General features: G+C 67.1%; 18 protein-coding genes. 5 read left to right on the top strand and 13 right to left on the bottom strand.

The genetic code is table 11. The annotated features are described in order from the left end of the window. Positions 1 to 176: 176 nt before the first annotated feature. A complete protein-coding gene (locus NJ1_RS01720; RefSeq protein ID WP_084477634.1) occupies positions 177 to 1,130 on the bottom strand; it encodes a YihY/virulence factor BrkB family protein in 954 nt (317 codons plus the stop codon). Positions 1,131 to 1,312: 182 nt separating this feature from the next. On the opposite strand from NJ1_RS01720, the gene NJ1_RS01725 reads away from it, so the two are divergent. Continuing rightward, positions 1,313 to 1,783, top strand: coding sequence for an ATP-binding protein (locus NJ1_RS01725; protein ID WP_084477635.1), 471 nt, complete (start codon positions 1,313 to 1,315; stop codon positions 1,781 to 1,783). A 94-nt stretch (positions 1,784 to 1,877) separates the two neighbouring features. Here the strand turns inward: NJ1_RS01725 and NJ1_RS01730 are convergent, their stop codons facing one another. Next, positions 1,878 to 3,152, bottom strand: a complete 1,275-nt coding sequence (locus NJ1_RS01730) for a family 2 encapsulin nanocompartment cargo protein terpene cyclase (RefSeq protein WP_218025102.1) — start codon at positions 3,150 to 3,152, stop codon at positions 1,878 to 1,880. Positions 3,153 to 3,548: 396 nt separating this feature from the next. Between NJ1_RS01730 and NJ1_RS01735 the strand changes: the two genes are divergently transcribed. Continuing rightward, positions 3,549 to 4,328, top strand: a complete 780-nt coding sequence (locus tag NJ1_RS01735) for a helix-turn-helix domain-containing protein (RefSeq protein ID WP_067686325.1) — start codon at positions 3,549 to 3,551, stop codon at positions 4,326 to 4,328. 46 nt (positions 4,329 to 4,374) lie between these two features. Here NJ1_RS01735 and NJ1_RS01740 read toward each other — a convergent pair whose 3' ends face one another. The 5 genes from NJ1_RS01740 to NJ1_RS38670 form a co-directional block, all read right to left on the bottom strand. Continuing rightward, positions 4,375 to 5,466, bottom strand: coding sequence for a GGDEF domain-containing protein (locus NJ1_RS01740; protein ID WP_067686328.1), 1,092 nt, complete (start codon positions 5,464 to 5,466; stop codon positions 4,375 to 4,377). Between the two features lie 140 nt (positions 5,467 to 5,606). After that, positions 5,607 to 6,584 (bottom strand): AraC family transcriptional regulator, encoded by a 978-nt coding sequence (locus NJ1_RS01745; protein ID WP_157573686.1) that lies wholly within the window; start codon positions 6,582 to 6,584, stop codon positions 5,607 to 5,609. A 100-nt stretch (positions 6,585 to 6,684) separates the two neighbouring features. Further along, positions 6,685 to 7,296, bottom strand: a complete 612-nt coding sequence (locus NJ1_RS01750; protein WP_067686334.1) for a dienelactone hydrolase family protein — start codon at positions 7,294 to 7,296, stop codon at positions 6,685 to 6,687. 82 nt (positions 7,297 to 7,378) lie between these two features. Further along, on the bottom strand, positions 7,379 to 8,641 hold the full coding sequence (locus NJ1_RS01755; RefSeq protein ID WP_084477636.1) for an SGNH/GDSL hydrolase family protein: 1,263 nt from the start codon (positions 8,639 to 8,641) through the stop codon (positions 7,379 to 7,381). 189 nt (positions 8,642 to 8,830) lie between these two features. After that, a complete protein-coding gene (locus NJ1_RS38670; protein WP_157573687.1) occupies positions 8,831 to 8,995 on the bottom strand; it encodes a hypothetical protein in 165 nt (54 codons plus the stop codon). 260 nt (positions 8,996 to 9,255) lie between these two features. Between NJ1_RS38670 and NJ1_RS40930 the strand changes: the two genes are divergently transcribed. The 3 genes from NJ1_RS40930 to NJ1_RS01760 are packed head-to-tail and all read left to right on the top strand — an operon-like array spanning position 9,256 to position 9,768. Next, positions 9,256 to 9,489, top strand: coding sequence for a Scr1 family TA system antitoxin-like transcriptional regulator (locus NJ1_RS40930; protein WP_369690850.1), 234 nt, complete (start codon positions 9,256 to 9,258; stop codon positions 9,487 to 9,489). Next, positions 9,422 to 9,580, top strand: coding sequence for a Scr1 family TA system antitoxin-like transcriptional regulator (locus NJ1_RS40800; protein ID WP_157573688.1), 159 nt, complete (start codon positions 9,422 to 9,424; stop codon positions 9,578 to 9,580). The genes NJ1_RS40930 and NJ1_RS40800 overlap by 68 nt, the downstream gene beginning before the upstream one ends. Next, positions 9,577 to 9,768, top strand: a complete 192-nt coding sequence (locus NJ1_RS01760) for a DUF397 domain-containing protein (RefSeq protein ID WP_067686337.1) — start codon at positions 9,577 to 9,579, stop codon at positions 9,766 to 9,768. The genes NJ1_RS40800 and NJ1_RS01760 overlap by 4 nt, the downstream gene beginning before the upstream one ends. Before the next feature lie 61 nt (positions 9,769 to 9,829). On the opposite strand, the gene NJ1_RS01765 is transcribed toward NJ1_RS01760, so the two are convergent. From NJ1_RS01765 to NJ1_RS01790, 6 genes are all read right to left on the bottom strand, one after another. Then, a complete protein-coding gene (locus NJ1_RS01765) occupies positions 9,830 to 11,113 on the bottom strand; it encodes a GAF domain-containing protein (protein WP_067686339.1) in 1,284 nt (427 codons plus the stop codon). A gap of 148 nt (positions 11,114 to 11,261) precedes the next feature. Then, positions 11,262 to 11,510 carry a hypothetical protein gene (locus NJ1_RS01770; protein ID WP_067686342.1) on the bottom strand — a complete coding sequence of 83 codons (249 nt, stop codon included), beginning with the start codon at positions 11,508 to 11,510 and terminating at the stop codon, positions 11,262 to 11,264. 153 nt (positions 11,511 to 11,663) lie between these two features. Beyond that, on the bottom strand, positions 11,664 to 12,662 hold the full coding sequence (locus tag NJ1_RS01775) for an LGFP repeat-containing protein (protein WP_067686345.1): 999 nt from the start codon (positions 12,660 to 12,662) through the stop codon (positions 11,664 to 11,666). Continuing rightward, positions 12,659 to 12,919 carry a hypothetical protein gene (locus NJ1_RS01780; RefSeq protein ID WP_067686347.1) on the bottom strand — a complete coding sequence of 87 codons (261 nt, stop codon included), beginning with the start codon at positions 12,917 to 12,919 and terminating at the stop codon, positions 12,659 to 12,661. Before NJ1_RS01780 ends, NJ1_RS01775 begins: the two co-directional genes overlap by 4 nt. A 37-nt stretch (positions 12,920 to 12,956) precedes the next feature. Further along, positions 12,957 to 13,454, bottom strand: a complete 498-nt coding sequence (locus NJ1_RS01785) for a PRC-barrel domain-containing protein (RefSeq protein ID WP_067686349.1) — start codon at positions 13,452 to 13,454, stop codon at positions 12,957 to 12,959. 441 nt (positions 13,455 to 13,895) lie between these two features. Then, on the bottom strand, positions 13,896 to 14,375 hold the full coding sequence (locus NJ1_RS01790) for a nuclear transport factor 2 family protein (protein WP_067686353.1): 480 nt from the start codon (positions 14,373 to 14,375) through the stop codon (positions 13,896 to 13,898). Positions 14,376 to 14,413: the final 38 nt, after the last annotated feature.

Here is a 14,413-nt window from a genome sequence, read left to right on the forward strand (position 1 = left end):
ACCGCGATTACCCCGGCGAGGGAGCTCGAAACTTCGGGGTGAGCGTGCCGTTTCCACGCCGGTGAGGGTCGGGCGCACGATGCGTGCACCCGCGTGGATATACGCGATGACAGCGTCGTGACCTGTGAATCACGGGGACGAGTGGTGCGAACCGGTTGTCGGCGATCAGGCTCGGCTCAGGGCATGGGGTCCGGGGCCGAGGCGAGCGTGTCGTCGCGGACAGTTGTCCTCTCGCCGGGGGGTACGGCGGCGGTGCGGAAGCATTCGAGTGAATCCTGCCGTGCCACTTGGGCATCGATCACCGCGCCGAGCAGGATGGCGAAGTTGGCCAGAAACATCCAGACCAGGACGACGACGGCGGCCGCGAGTGATCCGTACACCTTGTTGAAGGATCCGAAGTGGCTGACGTACACCGAGAATCCCACCGAACCGACCAGCCACAGCAGGACCGCCACCACGCTGCCCGTGGTGACCAGCCGGAACTTCTGGCCGGGGACATTGGGGGCGAGCCAGTACAGCATCGCCAACGCGATGCTCATCAGCACGGTGAGCAGTGGCCACCGGAACAGCTGCCACGCGTGCCGCGCCGCCGACCCGGCGCCGGCGAGGTCGTCGATGCGTGCCACCGCACCGTTGGTCACCGCGAATCCGACCACGGCGATGACGATTCCGGCCACCACCGCACCGGTCAGCGCGAATCGCAGGAGCAGTGTGGTGCGCGTCGATCGGCTCTCGGACACCCCGTACAGCGCGTTGGTCGCGCGCATGAAGGCGCCGAGATAACTCGACACGGTCCACACCGCCGAGACGACGCCCAGCACCACCGCCGGTACCGACCAGGCATGGATCGCCTGCAGGTGCTGGATCGAATCCGACAGCACGGTGGGGCTGTCACCGGGTCCGTATCGGCCCACGGCGCCGGTGAGGGAATCGGCGGGCGCGGGCCCGAGCCAGGAGAGTGCGACCAGAGCTATCAGCAGCGCCGGAAACAGCGACAGCATGCTGTAGTACGTCAGGGCCGCGGCTCGATCCCACAAATCATCCGACCAGGCCGCGCGCCCGGTGTACACGAGAATTCGAATGCGCACACCACGTAACAGCCGATACCTCGTACCCCGCCACTCAGCCATATCCACCTTCTGCAGTTACCCGAACATGTCGGCAAATATCCGCGATATCGCGTTGCGTGCTCGAGGGCACAGGTTTGATCGCAACCGTCACGGGAACGCTGCAGTTACGTTCCAGATAGAGCCGCACACCACTTCTCGTGTCTGTCGACGCACTTCATCGCGAGCTGACCGGAGGTAAACCGATGCACACCACGATCGAGCCCCTCACCCTCACCGGCGACAGTGTCCGCGCGGCCGGGAGCGAGCACGAGCCGCCCGGCCTCCAGGCCGACCTCAGCCTGGTCTCGCTCGGCAGTGTGCGCGCCCGGTTGCGCCGACTGCTACTGGACGGCGGAGCCGGTGACGTGGCGGTGGCCGACGTGGTGGAGGTCGCCGATGAGCTCATGAGCAACGCGGTGCGCCACGGCGGTGCGCCGGCGCACTGCCGGATCGGGCTCGTGCGACGGTCCGGCGTGGTCCGGATCGAGGTGACCGACAGCTGCCCGGAACTGCCCCGGGCTCGTCGGCCCGGGCCGCGCGGGGGATTGGGACTGATTCTGGTCGAACGCCTTTCGGAGCGATGGGCAGTCTCGGCGGGGGCGGGCTGCAAGACGGTGTGGGCGGAAGTCGCCCTGGATCGATCGCGGTACGACACGCACGCCGCCGCTTCCTGACCTTCGCCGCCGGACATCGCTCGGCCGTACTGCTTCTCGCCGCGGACGCATCCGGACGGAGAGCGTGAGCCCGCCCGCGGCGAGAGCGACATTCCTATCGATACCGCGGATTCGTGTTGTGCCATTCGAACCCGCCGCCGATCCAGCTGCGCAATCCCCGCAGGAACATTTGCAGTTCGGGTGAGGGCACCGCGCGCAACGCCACCAGATCGGCCTCGAAGTCCCGCACCATGCGATTGTGCAGATCGACGGTGATCTCGGTGGCCCGCGCCACCGAGCACCCTCGGTCCGCCGCGATCTGCAGCACCATGTTGCACACCGGATTCGGGTCCGCCGCATCCTTTTTCACCGACAGCAGATCGTTGATCAGGACCGAGGTGGTCCCGGCACGGAAGGCGGCCGTCCGCACGCGATCGTCGTAGTAGAGATTCGCGGGCACCTCGTACGCGGCCAGCACGTCGATGAGCGTCATCGAGGTGTAGAAACTGTCGTGCTGGCGGGCCGCGAGATACTCCCAGGCGGCCGGTGAGATCTCCGAATGCCGCCACGCGGCGTACGCGGTCCAGGACACGAACATCGAGAACGTGGCGTAGCAGGCGCGATGCAGCTGGCCGGGCGTGGAATGCGCCCGCAGGTGCGAGATCGCGGAGGTGAAGGTCCGTAATACCTTGTCCGATCGCAATTGCGCGTTCAGCGGCGCGCTGAACTCGCCCGCGCTCGGCAGCGGATCCATCGCGGCCATGACCATGGTCAGGCGCTGCGGCAGTTTCACCGGGTCCGCGCCGAGTTCGGAATCATCGGCGAAGTAGTCATCGGCCATCCACCACGCGGTGTTCATCTGCGCGGCGACCAGGAGCAGATCCGGGTCCTCGCAATCGGTGTGGGTCAGCATCACCAGACGGCCGTATCCGGTTTTGCGCAGCGTGCCGAGTTCGTCGTCGGTGAAACCGAGCGAACTTCCCCAGGCGGCCAGTCGATCGTCGACCTCCGCGGCGAGGCGATCATCGTTCCTGGGCGCGGGCGGAAGGTAGACCGGCGGTGCGGACCCGTCGCCCCACGCTACGAGGCGGCAGGGCTCCAGATCGGCCGTGAGCCGCCGGGCCGGAAGTCGAAAAGCGCTCTCTCCCAAACGCATCGACGAGCTGCCGGCGGAGCAGGAATGGCTGGTCGCCGTGTGTACGGGCGTCGCGACCGGGGCGAGGTCAGGCTGTGCGGTCTCCGATCCGCTCGTCGTGCCGAATCGCCGCGCGAGGGCGGTACCCAGACCGGTCGGCCCGCCGCCCAGGGACGGCGGTCCCGGATTCACCTCGTGCGCTGTCGCCGTATCGGATCGGGGATGCGGGCCGTGGCCCTGGGGTGCTGCTGACATCGCGCTTCTCCTGCCGGGGAACAAGGATCTTCGGACTCGAGGCAACTCATCGAACACACACGCTCTCCGACTATCGGCCACCGAGGGACGCTCCCGCAGCCGATTGCGGTGCGCCGACCCGAAACCCGCTATGCGACACACCGTCACCGTGCGCGATGACCTGTGCCGCACCGGCAACACGCGGATCACCGACGATTGCCGTGTGTCGCCCCGGCCTTCCGGCGGTGAGTCGTGGTGTGCGCGGCGGAATGAATAACAAATGGATCAAGGCTCCGCCGCGCTTCCCGGGAATGTCCCCGTGCATTCGATAGAAAGATACGAACTGTTCGGTCGGGGAAACGCGGAGCGGTTGCGGCTCAGTGCTGCCGATGCTCCGGGGAAGTGCGGGCCCGAGCGATGACTGTGTATCCCGAGATCACCGATCCGCGAATAGTTCCGCTCTCACTGGGGCAGTCCCTGCGCCGAATGCGCGATGACAGAAGGATTTCCCGCGAGCGCCTGGCGTTCAACGCCGGAATCAGCGCGAGCTATGTCCATCATCTCGAGACGGGCGCTCGTGAGCGGCCGACCAAAGACGTTCTCACCGCGGTGGTCCGGGTGCTGGATCAAATCCGTGCGATCCCCGCGATCCAGCGGCGGGAATTGCTGTTGCTGGCGGGCTATTGTGTCGACGAGCCTCGGAGCCTGGACGAATTGCGCGACGCGATCGCCCCGGATCTGAGCCGGACCGTCGCCGGTTACCCCGATGCCCTCGTCGCATATCTGGACGTGTACTGGAATGTTCTGGGCTGCAATGAGATCTACTCGGACGCGTTTCCGGGATTGCGTCACGACGGCAATTGGCTGCGATGGATGCTGACCGATCCGCTCGCGCGATCGGTGCTCCCGGACCTGGACGAGGAAGTGGCCACCGCGGTTCGCATCCTGCGTGGCACTCTCGCCACCCCGTCACATCGCGGCCGTGGTCGCCAATTTCTCGCGGAAATGAGCCGGTATCACGAATTCCGGCGACTGTGGAACGACGGGGGAGTGCTCTACGCGCGTGACAAGCAGACTCTTCGCTTGTGCGATCCATGCGGTGGCATCACGCGCTCGGTGCTGGTACAGCATTTCGGAGTGTCCGCCCTGGCCCGCCCCGATCAGGTGCAAGTGTTTCTGGGACTTCCTGTTTCGTGAGTCGCGGAGGCGTGCGGATCGTTCGGCCTCGGTAGCCGTGCGCCGGTTATTCGTCGCGAGTCCGCGGCGGGGTGAGGTTGTCGAGCACGACCAGGTTTCCGCCCGATTGTTTCGCCCGGTACATCGCGGCGTCCGCACACTGCAGCAGCCGGTCCGGCGTCGGCCTGGTACATCGGGGGTACTGCGCCGGGTCGAAGACCGCGACCCCGACGCTCGCGGTGACCGTGGCGGTGCTCTCGGGCGGCTCGGCCACGACTCGGCACAGTCGTTCGGCCTCCGCGAGCGCGGACCCCGCCGGGATCGGGACGGCGACCACGAACTCCTCGCCGCCGGTGCGGGCCACGACCGCCGTGTCCCCGGCGGCCTCTCGAAGGCGCCGCGCGGTGCGCACCAGGACCAGATCGCCGATGCGATGACCCCAGGTGTCGTTGATGTTCTTGAACCGGTCCAGGTCGAAACACATGACACTGATCGCCGAGTCGCGGTCCACGAGTTGCGGGAGCCGCGTCTCGAGGCCGCGACGGTTGAACAGTTCGGTCAACGGGTCCAGCAGCGATTCGGCGCGCAGCAACCAGTACAGGATCTTGAACGCCGGTAGCGCGCTGACCACCGACGCGAGCAGCAACAGCGCGACGGCCACGGCCAAGCGGACGTCGCCGCCACCGGTCGCGATCCGCACCGAGAACACCACCACCGACAGCAGCGACCATGCCGAATGCACGATCAATGCCGGTGCGCTGTGGAAGAAGCTCAGATAACTGCCGGTGACCACGAGCAGCACCGCGCCCATCGCCCCGAACAGCCGATCCGGGACCTGCAGAAACTCGATCGTGAAAAGCACGTCCGCGCAACCGATCAACACCAGCGATTCGACCCGGCTCGGCCACGGGAACAGCCACCAGCGCACCGCCCACAGCGATCCCGACAGCACCCCGACCGTGGACGCGATACCGGGATGGCCCGGCGGCCCGACCGGAGTCCCCGCGATCTCCGCGCCCATCACCGCGATCGCGGCTCCCGCGATGCCCATCAGAATCTTCAGTGGGGTCAGCGCTGATCTGGCACGCAAGGTGTGAACCAGCCAGCGGTAGTCGACCGGATCGTTCCACCAGGCGCGCAGCGTCCTGCCGTCGTTCACGGACGTGCTCGTGTTCTTGACCGCGCCACCTCACTGCTCATCGTGCCGAAGTTCACCCCGGCGAGTTGCACCGGCTCACCGGCAGCAGTCTAGGGCGGCGAGAGCCGTGCTCGAGGGACCGCGGTCATAGCGGCGTCGGTTCAGTGGTGCAGGTCCAGTCGCGGGGAATGCCCGAATCGTTGTTTGTACTGCTGGGCGAATCGGCCAGGATTGGTGAACCCCCAGCGGGCGGCCACGATCGACACGGTCAGGCCGTCGCTGGGTTCGGCGGCGAGCAGATCGTGTCGAGCTCGTTCGAGGCGGATGCGGCGCAGGTACTCCAGCGGTGTGGTGGCGTGGTGTGCTCGGAAAGCGTTCTGCAGGGCGCGCACACTCGTATCGGCATGGGCGGCAAGCTGAACGACGGTGATCGGCTGGGCCGGGTTGGCATGCAGGAACTCGATCGCGCGCTCCAGGCCCGAGGCGCCCACGGTGCCCGGACCGGATTGCAGATGCAGATCCATGGTGGTGTTGGGAAAGACCGCGAGGGCGGCGGCGGCGAGGGTGCGGGTCAGGTTCTGCAGCACCAGTTCGGTCAGCACCGGCGAGTCGGGAGCGCTGAGTTCGTGGTGCGTGAGATCGAAAAGTCTGCCCCAGAAGCGTTCGCTGCGTTGATCTCTCGGCTCCAGTGAGGTGAATCGGAAATCCGCGGCCTCGATGCCGGACTGCGCGGCCAGGTCGGTGAGCAGGTGATGCGGAATGTGCAGCAGGTTCACATCGTGGCTGTCGCAGTCGGCCCGGATCGGCACCCCGTGCGGAAACACCGTGAGGTCGTTGCGGTGCTGATGCAGGTCGTGACCACCACCCCGAAGCCTGGCGCGCCCGCGCAGCGACCGCTCGAAATAGACCTGGTCCCGCAGAGGTGCGATCTGGCAGCTGTACCCGATGGTGCTGCGAATCTCGGTGGCCACCACCTCGCCCCACACCGTGGCGCTGGTGCGAACCCGGCTCTGCGGTGGCGCCTTCCAGAATCTCAGGGCGTTGTCGGAGTACATCTCGGTGATGAAGGCGACGGTCTCGTCGGCATCGCGGGACTCGAGTTCCTCGCGCCGGGATTCGATCAGCCGATGCTCGGTCATGCCGAAACCTCCGTGCCTCGCCGCGAGTGGGCCCCGCGCATCGGTCGTGCCGCCCGGAGCGCGCACCGCGTGGGTTCCCCGTCGATGGACAGTCCCGGGTTCATGAGCGAGACCGGCAGACGTGCTCGTGGACGTCGGCGACGAGCTCGGCCGCGCGGGCGTGCCAGCCGGACGCGTCGCGCACCATGAAGTGTCCCGCGCCCTGCATCGGCGCCCAGTCCGCGTCCACCCCGCGAGCGCGTGCCGAGAGAGTCTGCCGTCGTGAGGATTCCGGGTCCGTCCAGCTGTCGGCGGTTCCGTGCAGCACTCGCAGCCGGCAGCTCGCGGGGATCAGGTTCGCGTCCTCGGCGGGCCACCACGGCGCGAGCGCGACGATCCCGGCGATGTCGTGGGCCGCGGCCAGATGCGCCGCCACCCGCCCGCCCATCGAATGACCGACCAGAATGATCGTGCGCGATTCGGCGCCGAGGCGGCGAACCGCTCGGTCGGCGTCGTTCAGCGCGTCCAGGTCCGGGCTGTTCCAGCCCCGATATCGGTATCGGACCTGTTCGACCCGGTAGCCGGGACCGAGGCGCCGGCGCAGGCTCGCGGTCAGGAACATCATCCGCAGCCGGGCCGACTGCCAGGGTCGGGACCGCTGCCTGCTGTCCACTTTGCCACCGGGGAGTACCAGGACATGACACGGGGGCGCGGTGTCGGAATCACGGCTCATTACTGGAATTCGATACGTGGCGGCCGATGGTTTGGCGCGGATCCACGAGGGTGGCGGCCGTGCCGCCGTCCGCCGGATCCGATCACAGAGCTGCAAGGTTCACGGCTTCGGCCATCACGCGGTAACCGGCGGTGTTGGGATGCTTGTGATCACCGGAATCGAAAGCGGGATCGAGCTTTTCGCTGTCGAACCGATCCGCGACCGCGATGTTGAAATCGGCTACCGCGTCGTATTCCCCGCTGGTGCGCATCCAGGTGTTGAACTCGCGGATCTTCGCCGCCGAGGTGGCGTTGTAGTACTCGGCACCCGCCATCGGAAGCAGGGTGGCGCCGGTGATCCGTACCCCGGCCCGATGCGCGGCGGCGATCAGCAGGCGATGTCCGTCGATCAATTCCTGCACCGAGACCTGCGGATTCGGCTTGTAGGTGGGCAGATCGATCTCGGAGAAGCCGATGTCGTTGAGCCCGCCCAGCACGATCACGCTGGTGACGCCGGGCTTGGCGAGCACATCGCGCTCGAAGCGGCTCACGGCGCTCTCACCGAACCAGGACGAGTCGTTGAGGACGAGATTGCCGCCTATTCCTTCGTTCAGCACCGGGCGAGGGGTGCCCGCGGCGGCGAGCCGCTGCGCGAGCTGGTCCGGATAGCGGGTGTTGGTGTCGTTGACCGATCCGAAGCCGTCCGTGATCGAATCACCGAAACTCACCACGGTGCCGCCGTGCGCGCGTTCGGGCTCGCCGCTCACCTGGACGTCGGTCAGGTAGTACCAGGAGTGGGTGACCTCGGTGAAGGCGGCGGCCGCCGGATCCGCGACGTGATCGCCACCGGCCCGGTAGGTGCTGGAATAGGCCTGGGAATGGAAGGTCGCGGGGCCGGTCGGGCCCGAGAGGTACAGGGTGACGGTCACCGAATCCAGCGGGGCCAACGGTAGATCGGCGGCGTCACTGGTCGATACCGCGCCGGCCGAGACGTTCACGGTCTTGTCGCCGTGGAAGGTCAAGTCCCGCAGGGAATTCGGCTGAACGGTCGCGCCCTGCGCGGTGCGGGCGATGGTGGCGCGGTCGATGCGCAGCGGTTCCTGGCCGTAGCGGTTGGACAGGGTGATCCTGGCGGCCGAACCGCCGTCGGTCACCCGGACCACCTGCCGCACGGTCTGATCGTCGAAGCCCTCCTGCGCCCAGTTCGGTTCGAACCCGATGCTCGGCAACTGGGGAGCGGCGGACCAGGCGGCATCCCAGGCGACGGCCGTATCGGGGTCCGCGTGGGTGGCGACCGCGCCGATTCCGCCGACGACGGCGACGGCAGCGGCTCCGGCAGCCAGGCGTACCCACCAGGTGTTCTTCATCGGTCTGTCCTTCCAGCGGTCCTTAACGGGTCTGAGATCCCGTTAATTTGAGACAGTAGCAGTCAACTGACGTTAATGGAACTGTATTCCCGTTTGAGGGATTGGCGGTCATGCAGCCGACCGATGCGCAGGCTCGATGAGCGCCGCGCTACTTGGTGGGTGCGGGATCGGTCTTCGCGGTCGGGGTTGCTACGTCCTGGCCGATCGCGGTGGGAGCGCACGGACGTTGGACGGTTCGGCGTACTTGTCGGCGTCCAAACCGATCATGCGAGCCGCTGCCACCTTTCGCGCGCAGAAGACGGAGTCGCAGTCGCGATGGATGAACATGACTTCCAGCGCCTCGGCCGCGTTCATCGAGATATCGCTGTCGTCCCGTATGTGGCAGTCTTCGAGTCTTTTCAAGCGAGGGCCGAATATTTCCACTGTGTCCGCCTCCCTGAATGGTTGTTACGCTGCATCTCTGGTGTCGCGTGTAGGTGATGCGGTCGCGGACGGCGAGTTCGAGGCCCACGGCCCCCGTATCGCTTGCCGCACTGGTTGTTCAGTTCTGGACGAGTTCGCCTCGATGCCTGCCGCTCCGTTCGCGGACCTCTCGTCTGGATTTCGGCAACTCTATGGTCGACCTCGAACGACGCATCGAGTTGACGGCCAAACGTCAAGCGCGACTGGATGATCCCACCTTCCGATATGAGGCGCTGCTCTGTGAAGCCGTACTTCGGAATCGAGTAGGAGAGCCTGGTGTGATGGGGGCACAGCTCGAGCGGCCTCACTCTGTCGACCGTGGTCTACGCAGACGGTGTCATCGGGTCGGTTTTCCACGAGCACGACGAAGACGTCAATCGATATGAACGGGCGATCGAGGACATTCGCGCGGTAGCGTTGGGGGAACAGGACACCAGAGACTTGGTGATGAAGATCGCGAAGGAGTACGCGGCGTGAAGAAGCCGGTCATGGGCGAGTGGTACAAGTCGAGCCGGTCGAACCAAGGCAATCAGTGTGTCGAGGTGTTCCACGCACAGGGCGCGACCCTGGTCCGCGATACCAAAGATGACGGCTGTGGGCCGATCCTGAGTTTTCCTGCCGACACCTGGGCGAGGTTCGTCGAGAGCCGGGTGTGGGAGCGCTGACCCGCACGACGGAACGCCCCCGGCCCAATGTCGTTGGGCCGGGGGTGTTTTGCACTCGGGGCTAGCGGTTGACGTAGCTCAGGAGGCCGCCGAGTTCCTCACTCGCGATGAAGACCGTCCGGACGCTGAACATGGCTTCCTCGACGTGTGCGAGGCAACCCCAGGCCGAATCTCCCCAGGAATCGGCGATTTTCAGCTCCGCGGGCTCGGTGCATCCGGCCGCGCCGCCGAGTTGGCAGTGTTCGGGATGCGGGCGGGCGGCGTGGGTGGCGGCGGCGGTGCGCATGGCGGCGGCCAGCTCGGCGGCGGCACTCGCGCGCTCTTCGGCCTCGGCTCGCAACCGCTGTTCGGCGCGCATCGCGCGCGCCAGTTCGTCGCGGGCGGCCACGGCGCGGGCCTCGGCGTCGAGCTTGGCCTGTTCGATGTGGTGGCGTTCGATGGCCAGGCTCGCGGTGTCGGCGAACAGTCGCGCCAGAGCGAGGTCGCTGTCCTGGGGTGTGCGGGGAACGCGGTGGTACATGGCGAAGGTGCCCAGCAGGCTGCCGTCGCGTCCCAGGATCGGTGTCGACCAGCAGGCGGCGAGTCCGGCCTCCTCGGCCAAGCCGCGGAAGTCGTCCCAGAACGGGTCGGTTCCGATATCGGTGACGATGACCGGCACACGGCGGTGCGCGGCGGTGCCGCAGGATCCGACCGCCTCGCCGGTGGCGATCCCGTCGATGGCGCGGTTGTAGAACTCCGGCAGGCTGGGGGCCGCGCCGTGCCGCAGGTGCAGGCCGTCGGGGTCGGCGAGCAGGACCGATACCAGGACCTGATCGGGCGCGAGAACCTCGATGCTGCGGGCCATTCCGTCGAGCACCTCGGACAGCGGTGCATCGCGGGCGATCTGCTCGAGCAGCGCGCGCTGTTCCGCGGTGAGCCGTTGCGCGTGTTTGATCTGGGTGGTCTCCACACCGATGACCCGGGTTCCGATCACGGCGCCCTCGGCGTCTCGGCGGGGTTCGAAGGCGAAATCGAAGAAGACGTCCCGCGCCTGCTCCGCCGCCCCGACCACCACCCGGATGTCGCGGCCGGTACTCGGCTCGCCGGTGCGGTACACCGCGTCCAGCGCGCCGAGGAGCTCCCGGCCGATCGACGCGTCGAGTAGTCCGGCGATCGGTGCTCCCACGTCGACGCCGGTGCGCCCGAGCGCGGCGAGGAAGGCCGGGTTCGCTTCGTGGAGGACATGTTCGGGGCCGTCGAAGTCGGCGAAGAGCGCCAGGGACTGTCCGAACAAAGCCCGCAGATCCTGATCGGCGGCGGGTGGAGAGTCGGCTGACACGGCCGGACGACTCGAAGCTGCGGTCATGTCGGTCGCCTCTCACTGTGTGTAGCTGCACTGATCGCCTGGATCGCCGACCGGACCCGAACGCTACCGGGATCGAATCGACTGGCACAAACCCGCAATCAGTGCTGACCTGCATGGGAGGCGTGAGCGGAACGGAGAGCGCGCGAAGTCATCGGTTCGTCACGCGCTGACGATTGCGCAGGTATTCGACCGCCGTCCAGGCGAATCCGGCGATCACCGCGACGGAGGCGGCGATGGTGCCACTCAGGGCCCGGATCGGGGACGGGCCGGTCGCGGTGGTGAATGTCCAGGCCAGAGTGAGGACTCCGAACAGCAGTAGCGTCAGTCCCGGCCAGTTGATGCTGTCCAGGACGGTGTCCTGGGTCCGGCCGATCGGTGCGGTAGCTGCATGCGTCATCCGAGGCTCTCCTTGCGATGGCGGGTTGTCGGTATCCGTGGGTCGAGTGCCCCGTCGGCGCGGATCGAAACGAGCAACCGGGTGATCTCCATTACCGCGCCGTGATGGCGGAGCGCCCCGCTGCTCGGGGGCGCTCCGCCATCGGTGAGGGGCCTAGGCGTGTCGCCCGGGTGTGGTGCCGACCGTGAACGGGCGGGCCCGCTCGCTCAGCGACGCCAGATGCGCACCGGCGGTGTGCATCGGCCCGGCCGTGCCCATACCCGATCGCGCCGTGCCCATACCCGATCGCGCTGCCGGTTGGTTCACGGCTCCCGTCGTGGTCGCCGAATTGTGCTGATGGCGACGGCCTTTCGTGACGAGGGCCGCGAGACCACCCGCGGCGGCCGCGATCACGAGCCCGATGGGCAGGGCCCACCACTTCGTGTTGGAACTCGAACTCGACGCGGCGGCCGTGCCCGCGGCCATCGAGTCACCGGGGGGAGCGCCGGGCGCGGATACGTCGAGACCGCTGAGCTGACCGGCGATATCGGGCGGGGTGGTGACGAATCCACCGGCCTGACTCCACTGGATCTGCACCGGTTCCCCGCTCTGGCCGGTGAACGTCTGGCTGTACACACCGTTGTCGAGGGTCGTGTCGCTCATCGGCGCGCCCAGCGCTCCGTCGGTCGCGTGCAGGTGCGACCACGCGGTCCGGATCGGACCGCGCACCAGCCACGCCCCGTTCTGCGGACTCCACTGGATGGTGGCCCCATCGGCCGCGGAGAACTCGCTGAAGCGGGCGGTGCCGGCGACCGCGGCATCCGACTCGTCATTGGTCGGGTAGCCCAGCCCGGCGTTCGGGCCGCCGAGTGCCAGGTACTTGTCCAGGATCGCGCCGTACATCACCTTCGCGCCGGTGTCGGCGGAGTAGATGATCTTGCCGCCCTGATAGTCCTGTGCGGCGCCGTCGGGTCCGAACGCGTAGAGGGCCCCGACCTTGTCACCGAGCGGCGTGGACGCGCCGCCCTTGTCCTGATAGTGCGCGTCGATCGCGGCCGCGGCCCCGGGTGGCTGTGCCGTCGCGGTCGGGCCGAGCAGCAGGCCGGTACCCGAGGCCACGATCAACGCGGCGACCGCGGCCATGCCGGAGAAGGATCGCTTCCACTGTGTCATGACTGAACTCCCGCCTTGGGTTTCCGTACGAGTCCGAGCACTGCCGAGAACAGCGCGCCCACCACGCCGCCACCCGCGACCTGAGCGAGGATCTGGCCGAAATCCAAGCCGCTTCCGGTGGCGGATTCGATGATCGCGCCGGTGATCCCGCCACCGACCGCACCGGCGACACCGTGGGCGAGCGGCCCGAACGGGCTCTTCGCACCACCGATTCCGCCGCCGACGACACCTCCGAGAAGACCGAGTAACCACTCCATGATTCCTCCTGGTGATCAGCTGATTGGGTACGAAAAGCTATGCGCCACGGTATGTTTCGTCGGTACCGCCGCGTTCGTTCGCGATCCGTTCCGTGCGGGCGGTTCCCGGGACGAACGGCTCACGCTCGGAGTTCAGCAAACTCTCGGCACCGGCGCGGCCGTAGGTCATCGGCTCGTCGGCGGCATTCCGGATCCGCGGATCCACGGTCATCGCGTTGCCGCGTCGCTGACCGCTGTCGTAGTAGGTGAGCAGGTCTCGTTCGGCCTGTGGTTCGAGCCTGCCGTCGTGCTCGACATACGGCGCCCCGCGCACCTGATCGCGGTCGACCCGCACCCGCAGCGAGTTGTCCTCGGGCTGGTACTGGGCACCTGCCAGCGGTGTCAGCGCCTGGTCGCCGGCCATAGTGACCGATACCGCCGCCCACGTCGCGGTGCCGGACTCGTTATCGATATAGAAGCCTTCGACCTGTCCGATCTCGGCTCCGGAGATGTCTCGCACCGTGCAGCCGATCAGGGATTCCAACGTTTTCGCCATGATCTGTCCTCCGAGTCGGCGGCGTTCCGATCGGGGTTGCCCCGGCGGAGTGCCGCGTGGGAAACGATCTGGTCTCAGCGTGCTGCGTACACGCGCATACCCTGCGAATCGTCTGTCAAACATTCAGCAAACATCGCGCCGGTGTGCGCACTTACGGCGGTTGCCGACAGTCTGATCGAGCGGCGTCGCCGGTTCGGGTCGTTGCTCGAGTCGAGGTCGGGCACCCTCGACGGGAGATCGGTGCGGGGAACTCGGAGTGTCGACGCTGACATTGTTCGCCGCCGGGGATGTCACGGCGACACCGCACGCGGCCGGTCCGACTCCGTCGAGGACCTGAACCCGGCGGAAGATCGCCCGGTTCGCCCCTGTGAGCACGGCGGTGGATCCGGTCGGTGGCCACGGATCACACGCCGCGAGAATCAGGTGGTGTTCCCCGGATGATCAGCGAGTCTGCGCGATGTTCCCGGAATAGCCTGTCCGCCACAGGATTCGGTTGGCGACCTGGGCGATCCGCCAGCCGTCGGGGGTGCGCAGCAGCTCCGCGGTGATGACACCGCCCGCGGTGAACGAGCGATCGAGCATGCTCGCACCGGCCGGCATGTCCTTCCAGAGGTGGATCGCCACCATATTGGCTCGAAGGGTGGCCGTATCGCCGTCGATCTCCACATGGTGGCCGGTGAGCAGGTGCTGAGATCCCTCGAAGCGGGTGAAGCTGTCGGCGTGACTGTGCGCGATGGTCTCCGGGCCGGTCATGGCGACGCCGTTGGGCCGGACGACCTTCGCGTCGGAGGTGAAGATTCGTTCGAAGCGGGACAGGTCGAACTGCTTCTCGTCCAGGGCGCGGAAGTAGCTGTCGAACACCCGGGTGATCCGCGCGGTGTCGAGCAGATCACGCAGTTCGGTCTCGTCTGATGTCGTCATGGGATCGAGTATGCCCAAAGTCCTTCTGCAATGGCCGA

Source organism: Nocardia jejuensis NBRC 103114 (assembly GCF_001613145.1).
Taxonomy (GTDB): Bacteria; Actinomycetota; Actinomycetes; order Mycobacteriales; family Mycobacteriaceae; genus Nocardia; species Nocardia jejuensis.

Bases quoted from the DNA above. Each gene is read 5' to 3' on its own strand.
- NJ1_RS01720 (WP_084477634.1), bottom strand. From the start codon at position 1,130: ATGGCTGAGTGGCGGGGTACGAGGTATCGGCTGTTACGTGGTGTGCGC.
- NJ1_RS01725 (WP_084477635.1), top strand. From the start codon at position 1,313: ATGCACACCACGATCGAGCCCCTCACCCTCACCGGCGACAGTGTCCGC.
- NJ1_RS01730 (WP_218025102.1), bottom strand. From the start codon at position 3,152: ATGTCAGCAGCACCCCAGGGCCACGGCCCGCATCCCCGATCCGATACG.
- NJ1_RS01735 (WP_067686325.1), top strand. From the start codon at position 3,549: ATGACTGTGTATCCCGAGATCACCGATCCGCGAATAGTTCCGCTCTCA.
- NJ1_RS01745 (WP_157573686.1), bottom strand. From the start codon at position 6,584: ATGACCGAGCATCGGCTGATCGAATCCCGGCGCGAGGAACTCGAGTCC.
- NJ1_RS01750 (WP_067686334.1), bottom strand. From the start codon at position 7,296: ATGAGCCGTGATTCCGACACCGCGCCCCCGTGTCATGTCCTGGTACTC.
- NJ1_RS01755 (WP_084477636.1), bottom strand. From the start codon at position 8,641: ATGAAGAACACCTGGTGGGTACGCCTGGCTGCCGGAGCCGCTGCCGTC.
- NJ1_RS38670 (WP_157573687.1), bottom strand. From the start codon at position 8,995: ATGAACGCGGCCGAGGCGCTGGAAGTCATGTTCATCCATCGCGACTGC.
- NJ1_RS40930 (WP_369690850.1), top strand. From the start codon at position 9,256: ATGGTCGACCTCGAACGACGCATCGAGTTGACGGCCAAACGTCAAGCG.
- NJ1_RS01765 (WP_067686339.1), bottom strand. From the start codon at position 11,113: ATGACCGCAGCTTCGAGTCGTCCGGCCGTGTCAGCCGACTCTCCACCC.
- NJ1_RS01770 (WP_067686342.1), bottom strand. From the start codon at position 11,510: ATGACGCATGCAGCTACCGCACCGATCGGCCGGACCCAGGACACCGTC.
- NJ1_RS01775 (WP_067686345.1), bottom strand. From the start codon at position 12,662: ATGACACAGTGGAAGCGATCCTTCTCCGGCATGGCCGCGGTCGCCGCG.
- NJ1_RS01780 (WP_067686347.1), bottom strand. From the start codon at position 12,919: ATGGAGTGGTTACTCGGTCTTCTCGGAGGTGTCGTCGGCGGCGGAATC.
- NJ1_RS01785 (WP_067686349.1), bottom strand. From the start codon at position 13,454: ATGGCGAAAACGTTGGAATCCCTGATCGGCTGCACGGTGCGAGACATC.
- NJ1_RS01790 (WP_067686353.1), bottom strand. From the start codon at position 14,375: ATGACGACATCAGACGAGACCGAACTGCGTGATCTGCTCGACACCGCG.